At 42.6% G+C, this 21,046-nt stretch carries 20 protein-coding genes; 13 read left to right on the forward strand and 7 right to left on the reverse strand.

Going from position 1 to position 21,046, the window contains the following annotated elements; genetic code table 11:
* The first annotated feature begins 7 nt into the window (after window positions 1–7).
* Both IM676_RS03645 and IM676_RS03650 read left to right on the forward strand, forming a co-directional pair.
* Window positions 8–1,312, forward strand: a complete 1,305-nt coding sequence (locus IM676_RS03645) for a nucleoside recognition domain-containing protein (protein ID WP_200988962.1) — start codon at window positions 8–10, stop codon at window positions 1,310–1,312.
* A gap of 428 nt (window positions 1,313–1,740) precedes the next feature.
* On the forward strand, window positions 1,741–2,055 hold the full coding sequence (locus tag IM676_RS03650) for a hypothetical protein (RefSeq protein ID WP_404799819.1): 315 nt from the start codon (window positions 1,741–1,743) through the stop codon (window positions 2,053–2,055).
* A gap of 372 nt (window positions 2,056–2,427) precedes the next feature.
* Here the strand turns inward: IM676_RS03650 and IM676_RS03655 are convergent, their stop codons facing one another.
* A complete protein-coding gene (locus tag IM676_RS03655) occupies window positions 2,428–3,978 on the reverse strand; it encodes an AAA family ATPase (protein WP_200988963.1) in 1,551 nt (516 codons plus the stop codon).
* Between the two features lie 462 nt (window positions 3,979–4,440).
* On the opposite strand from IM676_RS03655, the gene ilvA reads away from it, so the two are divergent.
* On the forward strand, window positions 4,441–5,952 hold the full coding sequence (ilvA, locus tag IM676_RS03660) for a threonine ammonia-lyase, biosynthetic (RefSeq protein WP_200988964.1): 1,512 nt from the start codon (window positions 4,441–4,443) through the stop codon (window positions 5,950–5,952).
* Between the two features lie 30 nt (window positions 5,953–5,982).
* Here the strand turns inward: ilvA and IM676_RS03665 are convergent, their stop codons facing one another.
* A complete protein-coding gene (locus tag IM676_RS03665) occupies window positions 5,983–6,756 on the reverse strand; it encodes an N-acetylmuramoyl-L-alanine amidase (protein ID WP_200988965.1) in 774 nt (257 codons plus the stop codon).
* Window positions 6,757–7,143: 387 nt separating this feature from the next.
* Here IM676_RS03665 and IM676_RS03670 point away from each other — a divergent pair, with 387 nt between their 5' ends.
* Window positions 7,144–8,124 (forward strand): aldo/keto reductase, encoded by a 981-nt coding sequence (locus IM676_RS03670; RefSeq protein ID WP_200988966.1) that lies wholly within the window; start codon window positions 7,144–7,146, stop codon window positions 8,122–8,124.
* A gap of 70 nt (window positions 8,125–8,194) precedes the next feature.
* On the opposite strand, the gene IM676_RS03675 is transcribed toward IM676_RS03670, so the two are convergent.
* The gene (locus IM676_RS03675; RefSeq protein WP_200988967.1) at window positions 8,195–8,398 is read right to left on the reverse strand and encodes a hypothetical protein; all 204 of its coding nucleotides are present in this window, start codon (window positions 8,396–8,398) and stop codon (window positions 8,195–8,197) included.
* Between the two features lie 94 nt (window positions 8,399–8,492).
* On the opposite strand from IM676_RS03675, the gene mnmE reads away from it, so the two are divergent.
* The 4 genes from mnmE to IM676_RS03695 all read left to right on the forward strand — a co-directional run bounded on the left by mnmE (window position 8,493) and on the right by IM676_RS03695 (window position 12,197).
* Window positions 8,493–9,884 carry a tRNA uridine-5-carboxymethylaminomethyl(34) synthesis GTPase MnmE gene (gene mnmE / locus IM676_RS03680; protein WP_200988968.1) on the forward strand — a complete coding sequence of 464 codons (1,392 nt, stop codon included), beginning with the start codon at window positions 8,493–8,495 and terminating at the stop codon, window positions 9,882–9,884.
* A 181-nt stretch (window positions 9,885–10,065) separates the two neighbouring features.
* Entirely contained in the window at window positions 10,066–10,836 is a 771-nt protein-coding gene (locus IM676_RS03685) for an SDR family NAD(P)-dependent oxidoreductase (protein WP_200988969.1), read from the forward strand.
* 29 nt (window positions 10,837–10,865) lie between these two features.
* Window positions 10,866–11,198, forward strand: coding sequence for a hypothetical protein (locus IM676_RS03690; RefSeq protein WP_200988970.1), 333 nt, complete (start codon window positions 10,866–10,868; stop codon window positions 11,196–11,198).
* A 93-nt stretch (window positions 11,199–11,291) separates the two neighbouring features.
* Window positions 11,292–12,197, forward strand: a complete 906-nt coding sequence (locus IM676_RS03695; protein ID WP_225880443.1) for a lysophospholipid acyltransferase family protein — start codon at window positions 11,292–11,294, stop codon at window positions 12,195–12,197.
* A gap of 12 nt (window positions 12,198–12,209) precedes the next feature.
* Here IM676_RS03695 and IM676_RS03700 read toward each other — a convergent pair whose 3' ends face one another.
* Window positions 12,210–13,586 carry a hypothetical protein gene (locus tag IM676_RS03700; protein ID WP_225880444.1) on the reverse strand — a complete coding sequence of 459 codons (1,377 nt, stop codon included), beginning with the start codon at window positions 13,584–13,586 and terminating at the stop codon, window positions 12,210–12,212.
* A gap of 95 nt (window positions 13,587–13,681) precedes the next feature.
* Here IM676_RS03700 and IM676_RS03705 point away from each other — a divergent pair, with 95 nt between their 5' ends.
* Window positions 13,682–16,813: an alpha-mannosidase gene (locus IM676_RS03705; RefSeq protein ID WP_200988971.1), complete on the forward strand. Its 3,132-nt coding sequence runs from the start codon at window positions 13,682–13,684 to the stop codon at window positions 16,811–16,813.
* A gap of 25 nt (window positions 16,814–16,838) precedes the next feature.
* On the opposite strand, the gene psbN is transcribed toward IM676_RS03705, so the two are convergent.
* On the reverse strand, window positions 16,839–16,970 hold the full coding sequence (gene psbN / locus IM676_RS03710; protein ID WP_200988972.1) for a photosystem II reaction center protein PsbN: 132 nt from the start codon (window positions 16,968–16,970) through the stop codon (window positions 16,839–16,841).
* Window positions 16,971–17,537: 567 nt separating this feature from the next.
* Between psbN and psbH the strand changes: the two genes are divergently transcribed.
* The 3 genes from psbH (at window position 17,538) to pth (ending at window position 18,824) form a co-directional block, all read left to right on the forward strand.
* Window positions 17,538–17,741 carry a photosystem II reaction center phosphoprotein PsbH gene (psbH, locus tag IM676_RS03715; protein ID WP_200988973.1) on the forward strand — a complete coding sequence of 68 codons (204 nt, stop codon included), beginning with the start codon at window positions 17,538–17,540 and terminating at the stop codon, window positions 17,739–17,741.
* A gap of 162 nt (window positions 17,742–17,903) precedes the next feature.
* A complete protein-coding gene (locus IM676_RS03720; RefSeq protein ID WP_200988974.1) occupies window positions 17,904–18,179 on the forward strand; it encodes a TatA/E family twin arginine-targeting protein translocase in 276 nt (91 codons plus the stop codon).
* A 6-nt stretch (window positions 18,180–18,185) separates the two neighbouring features.
* Window positions 18,186–18,824 carry an aminoacyl-tRNA hydrolase gene (pth, locus tag IM676_RS03725; protein WP_200988975.1) on the forward strand — a complete coding sequence of 213 codons (639 nt, stop codon included), beginning with the start codon at window positions 18,186–18,188 and terminating at the stop codon, window positions 18,822–18,824.
* 118 nt (window positions 18,825–18,942) lie between these two features.
* Here the strand turns inward: pth and rpsU are convergent, their stop codons facing one another.
* Both rpsU and rsmI read right to left on the reverse strand, forming a co-directional pair.
* Entirely contained in the window at window positions 18,943–19,119 is a 177-nt protein-coding gene (rpsU, locus tag IM676_RS03730; RefSeq protein WP_200990068.1) for a 30S ribosomal protein S21, read from the reverse strand.
* Between the two features lie 145 nt (window positions 19,120–19,264).
* A complete protein-coding gene (rsmI, locus tag IM676_RS03735; protein ID WP_200988976.1) occupies window positions 19,265–20,116 on the reverse strand; it encodes a 16S rRNA (cytidine(1402)-2'-O)-methyltransferase in 852 nt (283 codons plus the stop codon).
* A gap of 30 nt (window positions 20,117–20,146) precedes the next feature.
* Here rsmI and IM676_RS03740 point away from each other — a divergent pair, with 30 nt between their 5' ends.
* Entirely contained in the window at window positions 20,147–21,043 is an 897-nt protein-coding gene (locus IM676_RS03740; RefSeq protein ID WP_200988977.1) for a sugar kinase, read from the forward strand.
* Window positions 21,044–21,046: the final 3 nt, after the last annotated feature.

A 21,046-nucleotide genomic window follows, 5' to 3' on the forward strand; every position in this document is an offset into this window, starting at 1 on the left:
GTACCAGATGCAAAAATCATCACCACTTAATGTCATTTGGCTGTTTCTGATTGTTTCCGCCACAGTAGTAGCAGCATATAATGGGAAAATGGCTGCCTTAACGGAAGCTTCCTTCACCGCAGCCGAAAGTGCAGTCACCCTAGCCATTGGACTAATTGGAGCCATGGCTCTGTGGTTAGGAATTATGAAAGTTGCAGAAACCGCAGGGATGATGCGATTTATAGCCCGTTTGATTCGTCCGGTCATGAGCCGACTGTTTCCCGAAATTCCCGCCAACCACCCCGCTATGTCTGCAATGGTGATGAATATGGCTGCTAATGCTCTGGGACTAGGAAACGCCGCCACCCCCATGGGTTTAAAAGCGATGGCAGAACTAAATAAACTCAATCCTACTCCCGGAACGGCTACACCTGCGATGTGTTTGTTTTTAGCTATTAATACTTCCTCTGTGACACTGTTACCCCTGGGTGTAATTACTGTCCGTGCCAGTGCAGGGGCTACCAATCCGGCGGCAATTCTGCTGCCATCCATTATTGCTACTATTATTTCTACAGCAGTGGCTATTATTGCTAGTAAAATTTTAGCTAGGCGCTCTATGGTGACTCCTGTAGAATCTCCATTAGAAGTTACAGAGGAGCAGGGGGAAACTACATTAGATGAAACTGCCAAAACCGAATTAATTCCTCCGGGGTTGATAGGTAATATTGTTTTCGGTGGGCTAATTGTAGCCTTTTTGGCGGTTGTATTTTATCGCCTGTCTGTACGGGGATTACCTTATATATTTACTATGGTGTTTGTCAGTAATCTTTCTAACTGGCTCATACCTGTGTTAATTTGTCTGTTTCTTTTATTTGGTTATTTCCGTGGTGTCAAGGTTTACGAAGTTCTCACCGAAGGGGCAAAAGAAGGGTTTGAAATTGCTATTCGGATTATTCCGTTTTTAGTGGCGATTTTTGTAGCTATTGGGATGTTTCGTGCTAGTGGCGCTCTGGATATCCTCACAGCCATAGTTTCTCCCCTGACCTCACTCATCACCCTTCCCCCTGAAGCTTTACCCATGGCATTAATTCGCCCTCTTTCCGGTAGTGGTTCCTTTGGGTTGATGTCGGAAATTGTCAAAAATGAACCGGACAGTTTTCTGTCTTTTCTGGTTTCTACTATGCAAGGTTCCACGGAAACTACCTTTTATGTTATGGCAGTGTATTTTGGTAGTATTGGCATTGTTCGCACCAGCTATACACTTCCGGCGGCCCTGTGTGCTGATGCAGCGGGAATGTTGGCATCTTTGGCAGTCTGTCGCATAATGTTTTAAGTAGATTTACTCTCAGAGGATGTTTGATAAGTTTTCAACAGGTAATTTTTATCTTAGGGAATGGGGAACACACCGAACAGGGAACAGGGAACAGGGAATAGGGAATGGGAAGGATTGGTGAACACACAAAAAACAATAAAATCCAGTCCCCTCCCCTTACAAGGCTATCCATTACCCGGATCTTTCTTAACATTCGTGAGAGCGATCGCTCGCAAACCCCCAAACCTTAATCCTCCGTTGATTATTCTCAATAAAATAAGGGTTTTATCAAGAATAATAAGGTACATTTTGTCAAGAGTAGGTAAATTTTCAAGCCTTGAAACCATTGCCACATAAATGTTTCAAGATTGTTAAGAAAGATGTGAGTAATGAATAGCCTTACAAGGGGAGGGTTAGGGTGGGGTCAAGCAATAGTTGATACACTAATCATGACTTTCCAAACAACCTCTCAGCCAATGAATATCTTTAAAACCATTGCTACGATCATCAAAGTGATATCGACAATTTTTATCTCCGCTGCCATTGGCTGGGAATTGTGTAATATTTATATAGTCACACCCAGCAGCCTGAATTTTATTTTTTGGCTGGAACGTTTTGCCATTACCGCCCATTTAATTGAGGCGGTGATTGGGGGTTTTTATGCCCGGAGAAAACAAGAAACGCCTATCAAATATGGGATTTATACGTTTTTTGTGGGTACGGTTGCTTTGATAGAACTGTTTGCTTCAGAGGAAATTAGTTGACGGTTGACGGTTGACGGTTGATGGTTGACGGTTGATGGGTGACGGGTCAGGGTTTAAGAGCTATGACCACGGGGAGCCAGGGGTTAGAAACCCCTGTCTGATAGCTAAAGTCGGATAAATCCGACTGGAATAGATGACTAGGCTATCCCCTCAAGATAATCAAATACATGATCTTCGAGTCACACAGATCCCCGACTTCTGGACAAATCATATGAGATTATCTTTAATTATTTAAGAAGTCGGGGATCTTACTCACCCGCGATATGCTTGCAGCACCGCTTCGCTATCGCTATCTTTTCTGGGTGGTTGACTGTTGATGGTCATACCTCTTCCCGGTCAACAGTCAACAGTCAACAGTCAACAAATCCAAACCTACCCCCGAATTACTGTAATATTTCTGCCCTGGGGACTCCGGGCTATTTCCGTGGTAGTGCGATCGCTAATGGGGGGTAAGTCGGGGCGACGGTCAAATATTACTAACCATCCCGTATCTAAATTCAATCCTGATAAATATTTATCTAACTGTATCAATCCTTGGGGTAAGGGGTCAGCTTTACCCTGTTTCCATACCTTTAATTCCATCCCTAAGACTACATCCCCATACCTTAAACATATATCCATCCTCCCGGAGCCGATGGCGTATTCCCGCTCTAAGCTACCACCACCATTAACAACCCGGTGTAAAAATGCCATTAATACTAAATGCGGGGCTATTTCTGGGTAAGGGGTACTTTTAAATAATGGCTCTCCATGTTGTCGCCAAAAGTCTAAAAAAGTTTCTAACAGAATTTGCGGGTTTAATTCCCCTGTGGGTGTTAACCAACTAGGTTGAATCATCGGTAAACTATCTTGAGTACCCTGGGCTAACACCTTGGGGATTACCTCTTGATAAATGGGGTTAGCTACCTTTAACCCACCTTCTTTACTGCGAATCACTAAACCTAAATCTAACAGATAACGGCGATCGTCTTCCGGGGTGTTGGGTAATTCTTCCCCAGATAAAATAGGTTCAATAATCGCCTTAACTCTATCTTCTCGCAGTCGCTCGGCGAGACTATCTAAGTGGGTGTCTTGTCTTTGAATTAAGATATCTTTAGCTTGATTGATTAAATCTACCGTGATGGGAATATTCACATCTTCTGCTAAATACTCTGTAACTTCCTTAGCTAAAGCATTAACTAACCAAGGTTGACCTTGAGTTAAATCATAGGCGTGGTTAATGGCTTGGTGGGTAAAGATTTGTCCTGTGGCTGCGGTGTGTTGTTCATACAGACTTTTTACCTCTTCTAAAGTGAAATTACTTAAAGTCAGAGAGCGCACCTTGATATTAAAAGGGCTAGAGGTATTTAACCTATCACTACCGCCAGAGGCTACCTTATAATCACGTACATCCCGCATCCCGATTAAGGCTACACATTGGGGGAAACCTTGGGGGCGACGGGGAAAACCATCCCTTAATTGCCTTAAGAGATTAATTAAAGTTTGATTTTGCAGGGAGTCAATTTCATCAATAAACACTACTACGGGGCGCACAGAAGTTTCTACCCAAGATTTGAGGAAAGAGCCAATACGTTGAGGTGGATTACCATTAGTTAAAAAAGGTGGTTGTAATTCTGTTGGTAGCCAAAAGTCAATAGCATCTTGCCAAGCATCTAAAATTCTTCTTTCTGCTACCTCTGGCTGATCGGGAAAAGCAGAGCCTACCTCTGCGGATACCATGACGGCGGTGTACTTACCACTGGCTGTTAATTCCTGTGCTAGGGTGAGCATGGCAGTGGTTTTACCGGTTTGTCTGGGTGCATGGATAACAAAGTAATTGCGCTGCTCAATCAGTCCTTTTAATTGGGGTAACCGTTCACTGGTGGATAGGGTGTAGTGTATATCCAGTTGACAAGGGCCAGCAGTGTTAAACCATTTAGTCATAAAAGTTTAGGTATAGCTTGATTTGATTATAACTCCTATGATTGTTAACGGTTGACTGTTGACTGTTGACTGTTGAGGGGTCAGGGTTTAAGAGCTACGACCACCGGGAGCCAGGGGTTAGAAACCCCTGTCTAATAGCTAAAGTCGGATGAATCCGACTGGGTGTTGACTGTTGACGGTTGACTGTTGACTGTTGACTGTTGAGGGGTCGGGGTTTAAGAGCTACGACCACGGGGAGCCAGGGGTTAGAAACCCCTGTCTAATGACTTCAGCTAAATGAGATTATCCCAATTATCTCAGAAGTCGGGGATATTACCCTCCAGGTGATGAAAGGCGATCGCATATGCTGTGTTTTTTGTGGCTTTAAATTTAAATTTAAACCTAAGAGTTTTCTGCAACCTAGGTACACAAGTAAAGGTAAAATTAAGAATCTATCTTCAAATCACCGCATCTATAAGCCCCATGTATTGCGATTACCTGGTACAAATTCTGACTGCTCGTGTGTATGATGTTGCCCAGGAAACCCCCCTGGAATATGCCACGAATCTCTCAAAACGACTGAATAATAATCTCTTGCTGAAGCGGGAAGATATGCAGTCAGTGTTTTCTTTTAAGCTGCGGGGTGCTTATAACAAGATGGTAAATCTGACACCAGAACGGCTGGGTCAAGGTGTAATTGCCGCATCTGCGGGGAATCATGCTCAGGGTGTGGCTTTGGCTGCTAGTCGGTTAGGTGCGCGAGCAATTATTGTCATGCCGGTGACTACTCCCCAAGTTAAAATAGATGCGGTGAAAGCTAGGGGGGGAGAGGTGGTATTATATGGTAATACCTATGATGATGCCTACGCTTATGCTCGTGAGTTGGAGGCAGAAAAAGGATTGACTTTTATTCATCCCTTTGATGATCCTGAGGTGATTGCTGGACAGGGGACAATTGGGATGGAGATTTTACGGCAATACCAGCAACCCATCCATGCAATTTTTGTGGCTATTGGTGGCGGTGGTTTGATTTCGGGAATTGCAGCTTATGTTAAACGATTGCGTCCAGAAATTAAAATCATCGGTGTTGAACCTGTGGATGCTGACGCTATGTCACAATCGCTGAAGGCGGGACATCGTGTACGTTTACCCCAGGTGGGTTTATTTGCTGACGGGGTGGCGGTACGAGAAGTGGGTGAAGAAACCTTTCGTTTATGTCAGAATTACGTAGATGAAGTTATTTTAGTAGATACAGATGATACTTGTGCGGCAATTAAAGATGTGTTTGAAGATACACGTTCAATCTTAGAGCCGGCGGGTGCATTAGCGATCGCCGCGGCTAAAGCTTACGCTGAACGAGAACAAATTCAGGGAAAAACCTTGATTGCTGTAGCTTGCGGTGCTAATATGAACTTTGACCGTCTGCGGTTTGTGGCGGAACGGGCGGAATTTGGCGAACGTCGTGAGGCTATTTTTGCAGTAGCTATCCCCGAACAACAGGGTAGTCTGGGTCAATTTTGTCAATGTATAGGCGATCGCAATCTGACTGAATTTAATTATCGCATAGCCGACGAAAAAGAAGCCCATATTTTTGTAGGTGTGCAAATACAAAACCGTGCTGATGCAGTCAAAATGGTAGAAACCTTTGAAACCTGCGGTTTTAAAACCATTGACTTAACCGATGATGAACTGACAAAATTACACCTGCGCCACATGGTGGGTGGACATTCTCCCCTAGCTCATAATGAATTACTCTACCGGTTTGAATTCCCCGAACGTCCCGGCGCTTTGATGAAGTTTGTCGGTTCTATGAGTCCTAACTGGAATATTAGTATGTTCCACTACCGTAACAATGGGGCAGATTACGGGCGAATTGTGGTAGGAATGCAAGTACCTCCCCAGGAAATGCAGGAATGGCAAGCATTTTTAGATACCCTTGGTTATCGTTATTGGGATGAAAGCCAGAATCTGGCGTATAAACTGTTTTTGGGGTAGCTTTCTGTCTACCCCAAATATAAGACAATTTTAGGCTTTTAATTCCGCGTGTTCTTCAAAGATAAAATGTTCATCTCGTCCCTTGATACTGTTGTCTGGCCATTTCACCCAATAATGTCTTTCTTCCCGACGAGCATCTAAAACGGGATATTCCCCCGGAACAATATTTTCTAAACTTTCTGGGGGTAAGTCTGAGGATTGATCTGTAGAAGGTTTGAGGATGGTTGGCTGTTTAATGATTAACGTACCAGGTAAACTGATACCATTTTGGGGAAGTGGAGGAACATCTTTACCGACTAAGCCAACTTTGATCGCTTCGGCCATTTTTTCGGCATCAAACAGATCCATATCGGCTTTAGAATCAATAAAGCAACATTCTACTAGAATCGCTGGCATGGAAGTATTCCTGATGACAAAAAAAGCGGGACTGCTTTTAACTCCTTTGTCCTTAAATCCTAGTTTGACAATTTCATTCAGCACTCGGCGAGCAATAGCTTGGGAAGCATTGCTAATGGCATAAATTTCTGACCCTCTGGGAGCATTTGTAGGGGAAAACGCGTTGAAATGTATAGACACAAAGATGTCTACTTGATTGGCGTTAGCTTTACTAACTCTTTGACTAAGAGAATGATTTAATGAGGTGGCGGTGCTAGGAGTGCAATTGATCACACTGTGACCTAATGCAGTTAATTTTTGCATCAGGCGAGTGCCTACATCTTTAGTTAGGACATCCTCTCTTTTTATACCTACTGCACCAGTATCATAGGGAGGACAGTTGTGTCCTATGTCAATTCCAAATTTCATACGGGGATTTCCTTAAAGGCTAGTCAATCACGGTTTAATCAGGCAGATGTAGATGTAATTCAAACCCGATAATTTACTTATATTTGATGTTGCTATTATGACTATTTCTCATGTTTGATGCGGCGGCAAATGCAATGAAACAGTCATAGACTCGGCTTGAGGTTAGGCTTCCTAGTATATGTAAATTTTTGAACCTATCCTTATATTATGATATGAGCCATTAAGATGTCATCTATCTAAAGATAGATATTTTCATATCTAGGGTTACGTGACCTAAACCATACAAAACTAAGTACACAGGCGACACAAGATAATCAATCGATCGCCTTTTCGGTGTTCTCCTCCATAATGAATTGTGATAGCCATAGAAGTTTAGAAACGGTAAATATGCACAGCAGCGAAAAACTATCTCTCCCCCTGATGGGTTGTGGTACTTGGGCATGGGGTAATCAACTACTCTGGGGATATAATCAAAGCATGGATGGACAGTTACAAGCTGTGTTTAACCTGTGTGTGAGCAGTGGTGTAACTTTGTTTGATACAGGTGATTCCTACGGAACTGGAAGATTAAACGGACGCAGTGAGTCACTCCTGGGACGATTTACCAAAGAATATCAAGGTGCAAATCAAGAGCATATCTGCATTGCGACCAAGTTGGCGGCTTATCCTTGGAGATGGACACGTCAATCAATGGTGAAAGCTTGTCACTCATCGGCTCAACGCTTGGGTAAAAATGTTGATTTAGTCCAGATGCATTGGTCTACAGCTAATTATGCACCTTGGCAAGAATCAGGTTTGTTAGATGGTTTAGCTGATTTATACGCACAAGGATTAGTTAATGGGGTGGGCTTATCTAATTATGGACCCAAACGTTTACAATTTGTACATCAAAAATTTGCCGCGCGGGGCGTTCCCATTAAGACTTTACAAGTCCAGTATTCTTTACTATCTACCTATCCGGTGACGGAATTAGGTCTCAAAGATGTTTGTGATCAATTGGGGATCAAATTAATCGCCTATAGTCCTTTAGCATTGGGGATATTAACTGGGAAATATACAGGAACCGGGAATTTACCCCCTGGTATCCGGGGTTTATTATTCAGACAACTATTACCAGGAGTGCGATCGCTTGTGGAATGTTTGCGGGAAGTGGCAAAATCTAGAAATAAAACTATGTCTCAAGTAGCAATTAACTGGTGTATTTGTAAGGGAACTATTCCCATCCCCGGGGCGAAAAGTGTGGAACAAGCACGGGAGAATATTGGTGCTTTAGGATGGCGGTTAGACTCTGGCGAAATTACCGCATTAGATCAAGCTGCAGCCAGTACAGATAAAAAAATGGTACAAAATATATTTCAAACACGGTAAAAATACTGGTAGAGACGCAAGTAATCACATCTCTACCCACAGGCTTAATTGCGGAATCTATGATTTACCCTCAGCTATCGCTATCAGGAAAAACCCATTGAGGTGGTTCCATGATTTTCTTGCGCAGGCGTTCTTCTGCGATCGCCAGCATTTGGTCTAGGGAAGTTTCTTGAATAAATTTGCTTGTGGCTTCTCTAAATTCAATATTGGGGCAATTATCCCCTAAAACGCAGCCGTTAACGCAGGCTTCGGCACAATTGATTTTTTGTTCCATAGTGAATTTCTCTCTAGTGAAAATATATGATCTCAAACTCTTGCTACTCTAAGAGCATATATATATATACAATTTTTTGCTAAAAAGGGCGCTCATGTCGGAACTCTTAGCTATTACTGGAACCATCGCCGCCATCGCTACGGCTGTGGTTCCCCAACAAGGTAGCGTTACTATTGTACGGGTATCTGGTTCCCAAGCAATGGCGATCGCTCAAACTCTATTTTACGCTCCTGGGGGTCAGGTTTGGGAGAGTCACCGCATTCTTTACGGTTATGTCCGTCATCCCCAGACCCAACAATTGGTAGATGAAGCTTTATTATTAATCATGCAAGCACCCCGTTCTTATACTCGTGAGGATGTGGTAGAATTCCATTGTCATGGTGGTATGATCACAGTGCAGCAGGTCTTACAACTATGTTTAGAACAGGGTGCTAGACTGGCTCACCCAGGAGAATTTACTCTCCGGGCTTTTTTAAATGGACGACTAGATTTAACCCAAGCTGAAAGTATAGCGGATTTGGTGGGAGCGCGATCGCCCCAAGCTGCTCAAACTGCTTTAGCTGGTTTACAGGGAAAATTAGCTCATCCCATCCGACAGTTACGCGCTCACTGTTTAGATATTCTGGCAGAAATTGAAGCCCGGATTGACTTTGAGGAGGACTTACCTCCGTTGGATGATAAAGGCATCATATCACAGATTAATCAAATTGCTGCCGAAATTACTAAATTAGTATCCACTAAAGATCAAGGTGAACTGCTGCGAACAGGTTTAAAAGTGGCGATTGTGGGACGACCAAATGTCGGTAAGTCCAGCTTATTAAATGCTTGGAGTCAGAGCGATCGCGCTATTGTCACTGATTTACCAGGTACTACCAGGGATGTAGTGGAGTCCCAGCTTGTGGTGGGGGGGATACCTGTACAAGTCCTGGATACAGCTGGAATTAGGGAAACCGTAGACCAAGTAGAAAAAATTGGCGTTGAGCGATCGCGTCGTGCAGCTAGTGCTGCTGATTTGGTATTATTCACCATTGATGCTGCTGCGGGATGGACAGAGGATGACGAGGAAATTTACCAACAAGTAAAAGACCGTCCCTTGATTTTAGTGGTTAATAAAATTGACTTACTAGAAACTACATCTATTGTATCTAGTAACTATCCTGATAATCTTGAGCAAATTGTTACCACAGCAGCGGCTAAGAATCAAGGAATTGATGCTTTAGAAACAGCAATTTTAAAGATAGTTCAAACCGGAAAAATACAAGCTGCTAATTTAGATTTAGCCATCAACCAACGACAAGCCGCAGCTTTAACTAAAGCCAAAATATCTTTAGAACAAGTACAAATGACAATAGCTGCACAATTACCCCTAGATTTCTGGACTATCGACCTAAGAGGCGCAATTCAAGCATTAGGAGAAATAACCGGAGAGCAAGTTACAGAATCTGTATTGGATAGAATTTTTAGTAAATTCTGTATTGGTAAGTAAATCTTATGGTGTGGGTACTTTACCCCCTTTTTCCCACAGATTTAATCCCAGATAATCCTGATCAAGTCACTACAGACAAACTGTTATACTCTCAGGGTTTGAGATTAAAAAGCTGAATTAAAGGCAGCACAGATATGGTAAAATACGTTATATTAATCCTCCATTAATCAAGATGAAATGAATGGCTTTTGGAAATTATCTTAATGCTGCTAATGCCTTAATTGTTGGTGCTAGTCAGGGGATAGGTTTGGGTTTTGTGGTAAATTTATTGCAAGATAGTAGAATTAAGCAAATTTATGCAACCTATCGTCAAAGAGAAACAGCAGGGGAATTAATCGCTTTACAAAACCAATATCCTGATAAATTAACTTGTTTATCTATGGATATTACCCAAGAGTCCCAAATTGTCGAAGTTATCCAACACATGAAAGCCGAAGTCAACCAGTTACACTTAGTAATTAACTGTGTTGGAATATTACACGACGACACCTTACAACCTGAAAAAAGTTTAAGACAAATTAATTCAGAAAATTTACTGCGCTACTTCCAAGTTAATAGTATTGGTTCTATTCTACTGGCTAAACACCTCTTACCCTTATTCCGCCATAATGAACCCAGCGTTTTTGCCAGTATTTCCGCTAAATTAGCTAGTATTGGCGACAACCAACTGGGTGGTTGGTATGGTTATCGTGCTTCTAAAACCGCGCTGAATATGTTCATGCGGACAGCAGCAATTGAGTATGGGAGAAGTTCCCCTAAAACACTATTAGTTACTTTACATCCTGGGACAACAGATACAAGTCTATCCCGTCCATTTCAAAAAAATGTCACCAAAGACAAGTTATTCTCTGTAGAACGCACGGTTCAGCAACTATTACAAGTGATTTCACAACTGGAAGAAGGTGACAGCGGCCAATTTTTCTCTTGGGATGGAAGTAGGTTACCTTGGTAGCTGAAATTAACTGATGCTGAGGAAAACCCATGAAATTTTTTATTCCCGCTGCTAATGACCATACCAGAGCCGAGGATGTTTATCACAAGATTGCTCAATTCGCCCAAGCTCCAATTACTCAAAAGCGGATTTGGAAGTTAAGCTGGGTTGAGAACGGTGTCAAGATGGAATCTGAGGTGGGTAGACCTTTACCATTTCCATATCTCACCGGTCAAGAGCTAGTTTTGGCCATTTTTGATTGTGAAAACCTGTATAAAATTTGTACTCTCACTCATGGAGCAGTCAAGGGAAGACCTGTGTTAGTGGTAAAAAACTCCCAATGCTCAGTAGTCTATTTTTCCCCTGATATCAATAGTAATTAAGTCGGGAGGTTAACTTTTATTGGAACATCAAGAATTATGATCTATTCATGAATTCCCAGAGGGTTGATTAAAATTTCTACTAACAAGTATTTTGTGGAAGACTCAGCTGATTTAAACCCCGCGACGATTGAGCGGGTAAAGGAAGGTGTAGCTGCTGCAAGCGATCGCGCTGTACGGGATATGATCAAAGAAGTTCTTCAGGGTCTGGAAACTATTAGTCAAGGACATCCAGAAACTAGAATTCATCCTCTGGTGCGTCGTTGGGTATTACGAACCTTCATCCGTACTTTGTTTCGCGTACGGGTGGAAAACCTAGAGAGAATACCGGAAAAACCAGCTATCCTCGCAGCGAACCATCTCCACCATATCGACCCCTTACTACTGTTGGGGGAACTTCCCACCCATCCCCACTACTATGTCCTGGGTGATGCTCGGACTCTTTATAATAAGTGGTGGAAGCGTTTTATATTGCGTCTAGTGGGTGGTGTCATTCCTTTAGAACGTATCTGGAAAGAAGAACTCGCAGTTATAGAAGCAAGCAAGCACCAACGACAAGACCTTCTAGAACTCGCTCAAGCAATTGAGGAGAATGTACCCACCGGGGAGGATATCCCCACCCTGCGAAAAATAAACCGCATTGTCCAGGGTTTGTTATCCCAGGGTAACGGACTAGTTGTATTTCCCGAAGGACGCTTAGGAAGCACAGAGGGTCAGTTACATCCTCTGAAGCGAGGAACAGTAATTTATGCTTTGCGGGCTGGTGTACCTATAGTACCAGTTGTAATAATTGGTACTCAAGACCTGTTTCTACGCAAGCAGTTAACTGTGCGCTTCGGGGAACCATTATATTTTGACCAAACTTCTAGAATTAAGCGTCAGGAAGTAGATACAGCATTAGAAACCTTACAAAACGCTTTACTGAGTCTGTTACCCACTAACTATGTAGAACCAAAAGGAATTAAGATTTTGCGTCATTTTCTCAATCATATGTTCTGGTAATTCAGCAGAAGATTACTTCCCGCGCCATAAGTTTTGTAAAGATCGCAAAACTTTAACAATGATTTCCTCAATCCATAGTATAATTTTATCGAGCCACTCTAGTAGTTTCTCTAAAGGGTGCTTGTCATAACCCATAAAAGTTGCGGGAACTTCTATCCAGTCTGGCGCAAATTCCCGGTTATGGTACTGATTGTCAGTTGTAGCTGGGGAATTAACCCCTTGAGAAGTTTTTACAGACCTTTGCAACCAAGGAGATTTTGTCTGGATCTGACTATCAGACCCGCTTGGGGATATGACTGTCGGATCATTACTAAACAAATCATGGAAATCTAACCAGGAATCTCCGACTAAATCTTCTGAACCAGGGTATTTTGCCAGGATTTTTTCCGGTGAATCTTCCAGTTTTTTATGTTTATTTCCCCCGAAAAAGTAATTAATTGCAGCTGCAATTAAATCCCTAATATTCAGTTTATGAGTTTCTAAACTGTCAGCATTGACTGCTATATCCTCTTGTTTGCCATAAATCAATATTTTTAGCTCAGTTTGAGCAATTGCGATCATCTCTTGGCTGCGCTTTTGTATAGGTAACAAGGCTTTGGTTTCCCATTTAGCCACAGATGTATCCAACCAGGACATTAATTTATTAGTTGGAAATGAATTATTTGGTCTAGCTTCCGGCAAAGCTGGTATGTTTACTTTACTTATGCCAGTAATTGTTGCTAAAATATATTTAATCTTGCTAATTAATTGACTCTGTGGTTGGTTTTCAGGTAACTGCCAAGGTTGTTGAGAATTTTCTAATTCAAAGATTATCCTGGCGGCTAATTTTGCCTGTTGGTTGGGTGTGAGAATATCTAAAATTTTATTCTCACTAGTAACAAGTACCAAATTACGACTTACCAAGTCTGTAGCAATTCCCTGAATAACCTGATAGGGTGGGGTAGTTATCCTCTTACTACCATTCCCTACCCATATGTTACTTTCATTTATAGGTAACGCCACCCTATCGCCATCAGAAAATTTTATGGGTGGGGTAGGGAGATAAGGCCCAAGTTTTGACCGCAAAAACCGGAAAAATCTCACAGGTGCAGATTCAGAGTCAGAAGGTAAACTTCTGACTGCTGCTAAGACTCGTTCAATGGGTGCGTCACATTTAGGCTCTTGCGGTTGTAACTTCAGTGTGGGTGGTGATTTAGCCTCTAAAGTTTTATTTGCTAATTCTGTGGCATGAAATAATTGGTAGAGGGGGTAAAGTAATATTTCCACACTCCACTGAGTTGCAACTTGTAAATGTCGGAATGTGTGATCCCAATGTTGTCTCAACCGCCGAGTTTGCAGGTGGACAAAATTTAGTAGCCTACTTTGATAACGACCCAGAGAACCAGACATAATAATGGTGATTTGCTTTTTTTGAGTCTTGTTGAGTTGTGAGACTCCCCCAAGAATAATATATGTAATTAACCTGATTTTATTTTATCGAAAATATGACCCTGCCCATGTCAAAATCTCACACTGAATTTATTTTGGCAACTATTGAGCAACTGCGCTCTTATTCTCAGGTAAATGTCCAGTCTGGTTGGGTAGGTTGGGAATGTGACTGTCAGATTACTGAAATTGATATATCTAAACTGTCAGGGGGGAAACCTGTAAATCTCAATGCTAAAGCCCATATTGCTTGGACAAGGGGTAAAAAGGTGCTGTGGTTGGTGCAAAAGTTTGTAGTTCCCGAAAATTTACAGGGTTATCCTGTCGCGGGTTTGTCTTTGCGCTTGGCTCTGGTTTGGTGGGCCGATGTGGCGGAGATTTATGTGAATGGGGAGTTAGTGCTACAGGGAGATTTATTTGATTGTTCCCCCAGGGTGCTGCTCAGTCCAGGGGTGAAGACTGGAGAAGAGTTTGTTGTAGCAGTACGTTTAGTCAGTCCGGGACATGATGATGGTGCTTTGGTGCGATCGCATCTAATTTATGAGTCTAATGATCATGATCATCCAGATCCGGGTTTTGTCGCTGATGAGTTGGCGATTGTACAGCTGTGTTTAACAAAGTTAGCGCCAGAACGGTTGATTACCTTGGCTGAGGAATTGGCAAAGGTAATAAATAACACAGAAAGTACACACTTACCCCTAGATAAGTTACGAAAAGTTTATCAGCATTTAGCAGGGTTTATCAGCACTTTAAATCCTCAAATCTATTTATTAGGTCATGCTCATTTAGATTTAGCATGGCTTTGGCCAGTGAGCGACACTTGGAAAGCGGCGCAAAATACTTTTGAGTCGGTTTTGCGGTTACAGGCTGATTTTCCAGAGTTGATTTTTTGTCATTCTACCCCAGCCCTTTATGCTTGGGTGGAGGAACATCGCCCAGATTTGTTTAGTCAAATTCAAGCCCAGGTAGCAGCTGGACGCTGGGAGGTTGTGGGGGGTTTGTGGGTGGAACCGGAATTAAATTTGATTTCCGGTGAGTCCATTGTACGTCAGTTGTTGTATGGTCAGCGTTATATCCAAGCTAAGTTTGGTAAGTTGTCCCCGGTAGCTTGGTTACCGGATACTTTTGGTTTTTGTGCGACTTTACCCCAGTTTCTAGTAAATGCTGGTGTTGAGTTTTTTGTAACTCAAAAGTTACGCTGGAATGATACTAGCCAATTTGATTATGACGCTTTTTGGTGGCGATCGCCTGATGGTAGTCAAATCTTGAGTATCATGTCAGCCCTAATCGGTCAAGGCATTGACCCGGTACAAATGGCAACATACGCTTATGAATGGCAAAGCAAAACCGGTTTTAAACAGTCCCTGTGGCTCCCCGGAGTGGGTGACCATGGCGGCGGTCCTACCCGTGATATGCTAGAAACTGCCCAACGCTGGCAAAGGTCTGCTGTTTTCCCAGACTTAGAGTTTACCACATCAGAAAAGTATTTACAGCAAATCCAGGATCAAGCTAGCAATTTCCTACCTACTTGGAATGACGAACTATATTTAGAATTTCATCGCGGTTGCTACACTACCCACGCAGACCAAAAACGGTACAATCGACGTTGTGAAGATTTATTATATCAAGCGGAATTATTTGCTACTTTAGCCTTCCTTAGCTGTGGGGTGACCTATCCCCTTGACATCGAAAGGGCTTGGAAACAAGTTTTATTTAACCAGTTTCACGATATTTTACCTGGTTCCTCCATTACCCAAGTTTATCAAGATGCACTCCCAGAATGGCAGCAAGTAGAAGCAGTAGGAAACAATATCTTACAAAAATCACTCTTAGCGATCGCCTCCCAAACCATTCTACCCCCTCCCCCCCATCCAGAAGCACAACCGATATTTATTTTCAATGCTCTCAATTGGCAACGTTCTGAGGTTGTCAGCCTCACATTACCCCCATCTCACCCACAATGGCAAGTCTACGATATTTCCGGACAGCCAATTACTTCTCAAATATCAGCAGACAGAAAAATCCTGTTTCTAGCTGCTGAAATTCCATCGGTAGGTTACCGCATTTTTTGGCTTTCCCCCACATCCCCCACACCCCCCACATCCCCCACATCCCCCACATCCCCCAACTGGACTTTAGAAAATGAATTTCTACGGGTGATAATTAATCCTGACACAGGAGATTTACGCAGTGTATTTGATAAAATCCATCACCGAGAAGTTTTAACTGGTGCGGGTAATCAACTACAAGCCTTTCAAGATCAGGGACAATATTGGGATGCTTGGAATATTGACCCCAATTATGCCCAACATCCCCTACCACCCACACAACTAAAATCTTTAGAATGGTTAGACCAAGGCCTAGTACAAAGTCGTGTCCGGGTGGTGCGTCAATTAGGTAAATCGGAATTTTGCCAAGATTATATTTTACAAGCTGGTTCGCCATTGCTGAAAATTGCCAGCACCGTTAATTGGCAAGAAAATCAGGTAATGGTAAAAGCAGCCTTTCCTGTAAATGTAGAAGCTGATTTTGCAACTTATGAAATTCCCTGCGGTGTCATTCGTCGCCCTAATCACCCCCAAACACCCGCAGAACAGGCTAAATGGGAGGTTCCCGCCTTGCGTTGGGCTGATTTAACTGGGGAAACTCAGGTAAATGTAAATAATGTAAATATTTATGGTGTCAGCTTGCTTAATGACTGTAAATATGGTTACGATAATAAAAGCAATCAATTACGCATCACCCTGCTACGCAGTCCCAACTGGCCTGACCCAAAAACAGACAGAGGACTACATGAATTTACTTACGCCCTATATCCCCACGGCGGTAGTTGGCAAACAGCCAATACAGTTCAGCGTGGGTATGAGTTGAATATTCCCTTACAAGTAGTTATCAATCCCCCCACCACTGAGGATGCTACACCCTCACCCGGTGAAAGTGTGAGTTTCCTCAATTTATCCGCAGCCAATTTAATCTTAATGGCCTTCAAGCCCTCTGAGGACAACCCCCAGCAATTCATCCTCCGGTGTTATGAATGTCAGGGAGACACAGCGCAGTTAAGTTTACAGAGTCATTTAGGGCTAAGTTTGGGAAATGCTGTAGATTTGTTAGAAGCGAAATCATCCCGTCCGCAACACTCAATCATAGAACCTTGGAAAATTGCCAGTTTTGAGGTGAACAGTGAACAGTGAACAGCCTGCGCACTGTTCCCTCACTCTAGTCTTCGTGGTCTTCAAAAGGGTCTGCTAACTGCTTACTAGGAGGACCGAAGGAAATGTAAATGGCATAACCCGTGATGGCAACTAAGGCAGCGCCAACGGAAATACTAACAATTGTTGCGGTGTCCATAAATGAAGGATTAATTATGAGTGCTATTATGGTTAAACTTGGCCTGAGTCGGCACTGTTTATTTTTGTTTATTTTAACATTTGTTTCGCGATCGCTAAAATTATTTTCCCTATCAAAATATAGTGGGAGCGTGAAAACCCCTACGCTTTAGCGAGGGGATGAAACGTGACTCAACAGGATTTATCCTGTCGTATCCTTACTAGAAAAACTTTAACAGGTATTTACAAAGCATTTCTGATTAGTTAGGATAAAAAAAAGCATCCACAAATATGGTGAAAAACCCAAAAGATGCTTTCCTTAAGTAGCCACACAGCTAGGTTTATCCTTAGTCGAGGTGGGTAGGGCATCTTTGACTGTGCCACAACGATATGACTTGTTTAATACATAAATCAGATCGTAAACGTTGCGATGCATGGCTTAAGCCTGCGTAGCAACATCAGTTTAGAATCCCTTGTGATTCCATCCAGGGGAGAAGTCAAGGCAAGTTATGACTCGGACGCTTCATGGTAATAGTAGAATATTACAGAAGATGAAAAAAAGCTTTGGTAACTGAATCTTAGGTGAACTATGGCACAACGCACTAGGTTGGGAGATATACTCAAACCTTTAAATTCTGAATACGGTAAGGTTGCCCCTGGTTGGGGTACTACGCCTTTAATGGGTGTTTTTATGCTCCTATTTTTCGTGTTTCTGCTGATTATTTTGCAAGTTTACAACAAGTCTCTGTTGATTCAGGATGTAATGGTTGATTGGCGCTCTTTGGGCGGCTAAATCAACACAGCGCACCTGTACCCGGCTTGTCCGGGTTTTTTTTTGGTTTTATACCAAAAACGTTAGCCTTAAATAAGTCAGCATGATATACATAAGGGGAGTTTTGATTTCGATTCTCCCCAGCCTCACTTGACCGCATTGTCTATTTATAGGAGAAAGGACGTGAATATATTTGGTATCGGTCTACCGGAAATGGGTCTAATTATGGTAGTGGCTTTGTTGATCTTTGGCCCCAAGAAGTTACCAGAAATTGGTCGTAGTCTCGGTAAAGCAGTGCGGGGTTTTCAAGAAGCTTCTAGTGAGTTTCAAAACGAGTTTAAACGGGAAGCTGAACAAATAGAACAGGCCATGAAAACTTCTGCACAAATCGAACCCAAGCAACTGGAAGGTACAAAATCTAAACCAGAAGGGGAAGGTGCAGCTCAGGAAATGATTTGAGTCACAATGACAGAAGCTGCTACAAAACCATCTCTGGTAATTCCTCAACTAATTGTTGGGTTGGGGAATCCCGAACCTAAATACGACCAAACACGCCATAATATTGGCTTTGCTGCTATAGATACACTGTCCCGTGCTTGGCAAATTCCTTTAGGGGAAAACCGCAAGTTTCAGGGTGAGTATGGTGAAGGAATGGTTCCGGGTATGGGTAAAGTTCGCTTACTCAAACCTTTAACTTATATGAATCGTTCTGGACAGTCTATTCAATCGGTAACTAGTTGGTATAAATTACCTCCTGAGTCGGTGCTGGTGATTTATGACGATATGGATTTACCTTTGGGTAAAACTCGTTTACGCTTGTCTGGTTCGGCTGGGGGACATAATGGGATGAAGAGTACGATTTCCCATCTTAATACCCAAAACTTCCCGCGTTTACGCATCGGCATTGGTAAACCCAATGATGGTAGTAATAGCGAACAGTCTGAATCAATCTCTCATGTTTTAGGAAAATTTTCTGCTGCTGAAAGTCAACTGATATCTCTTGTGCTTCAGTTTGTGGTTGAGTGTGTAGAATTTAGCTTGAAACAGGGAGTAGAAAAGGCGATGAATCGTTGTAATAGCCACAATATCCCAGTCTATCCATAAACTCCGTGAAAATAATATACCCTCACCTCTGAGATGTGGTGGGGTATATCCAAAAATTTTATGTAATAATTAAGGCAATGTACTATTGCTGATGTTAGGTCAAGCCTAAATAGGTTTATTAAAACCTTCGCTTACGTCTAGCTGATACCGCCTTACGTTTGCGCTTTTCTAGAGGTGTTTCAAAGTGGCGATGAAACTTGACATCAGCTAATATACCAGCTTTAGACACCTGACGTTTAAACCGACGCAAAGCTGAATCAATACCTTCGTTTTCTCCTAGAACGACTTGGGTCATTCTTACCGCATCCTCATAATCAATACTTTCCACTGCAATTTTAGCCTCAAACTCAGCCAAACATCCCTGGCTAGGGTAGACATCAGAAGCAATTTATCGAAATTAATTGTAATTACCTGAATATACAGTTGTTAATTGAAATATTTTATGGTATGGCCAGGGATAGTGCTAGTTGATATAGTTGACGACGAGGCACAGAAGTGATTTTTGCTAATTGTCGGCTAGCTTGCGATCGCGATACTCCCTGCGTCATGATCTGAAGTAATTCAGCTTTGAGTTGTTCCTCTGTCAGTTGGAGTTGGCTGGGGGGTTTTCCCGCCAAGACTAGGGTATATTCCCCTTGGGGTTCCCGTTGGTGATAATGAGCGATCGCTTCGGTAATAGTTCCTCGCCAAAATTCTTCGTGTAATTTAGTTAACTCCCGTGCTATGACAATTTGGCGATCGCCTCCCCAAACCGTTGCGAGGTCTTGTAAACTTTCTGGCAACCGATAGGGCGATTCGTAGAAAATTAAGGTGCGGGATTCCGTCTGCAGAGACTCTAAATACTCCCGCCGTTTTGCTGCTTTAGCTGGAAGAAAGCCTTCAAACACAAACCTATCTGTAGGTAGTCCAGCTGCACTTAAAGCGGTAATTACCGCACTAGCGCCAGGAATTGGTACCACAGTTATTCCTGCATCAATACAAGCTATCACCAGTTCATAACCAGGATCAGAAATTCCCGGTATTCCCGCATCACTAACCAGAGCAATAGCCTGGCCATTTGCCATATACTCTAACAATTCCGGGATACGGCTTTGGCGATTGTGTTCATGGTAACTTATTTGAGGGGTCTTAATTTGAAAATGCTGTAATAGTTTCCCAGTGTGGCGAGTGTCTTCGGCGGCGATTAAATTTACTGTTTGCAAAATGCGCACCGCCCGAAAAGTCATATCTTCCAGGTTGCCAATGGGTGTAGCAACAATGTAAAGTGTTCCTGGTTTGGGTTCAGTCTGCATGAGTCAAAAAATGAGCGGTAGGGGACACACATGAATAATCTCAGATCCCACCGGGGTTTATTTGTGGGTTTAGTGACCTTGGATTTAATTTACCTGGCTGATTCTCCCCCTGGAAATAATCAGAAAGTTGTCGCTACTGACTATACTTTAGCAGCTGGTGGACCGGCTACCAATGCGGCTGTCACCTTTAGTTATTTAGGTAATCAAACTCAACTTTTGGGGGTGCTGGGTTGTCATCCCATGACCCAAATAATTCGGGGAGATTTGGCAAATTATCAAGTGGCGATCGCTGATCTTCAGCCTACTATGAGTACAGCACCACCTGTATCTTCCATTATTATCACCCAAAGCACAGGTGAAAGAGCTGTAATTTCTCTCAATGCAGCCAAAACTCAAGCTAATAGTGGATCTATCCCGGCAAATATTTTACAAGATATTGACATTGTATTAATTGATGGGCATCAAATGGCCGTCGGTCTAAGCATAGCGGCAATGGCTAAAGCTGAAAATATCCCGGTAGTCATTGACGGTGGTAGTTGGAAACCAGGATTCGAGGAAGTTTTGCCCTTTGCTGATTATGCCCTGTGTTCAGCTAATTTCTATCCCCCTGGCTGCAACACTGAGGTTGAGGTATTTACTTACCTGAGTCAATGGAATATTCCCTACATCGCCATTACTCACGGTGAAAACCCGATTACATATTTATCTGCAAGTGGAATGGGTGCTGTAGATGTCCCTCAAGTGACGTGTGTTGATACTCTGGGGGCGGGAGATATTTTTCACGGTGCTTTCTGTCATTATATTCTCCAAAGCAGTTTTACCGATGCCTTAGCACTATCTGCTACAATAGCGACGGATTCTTGTCGATTTTTTGGTACTCGTCGGTGGATGGATGTTGAGGAATCTTCCACAGATAAACACAGATAAACA

Source organism: Anabaenopsis elenkinii CCIBt3563 (genome assembly GCF_015245355.1).
In the GTDB taxonomy this organism is placed as follows: Bacteria; Cyanobacteriota; Cyanobacteriia; order Cyanobacteriales; family Nostocaceae; genus Anabaenopsis; species Anabaenopsis elenkinii.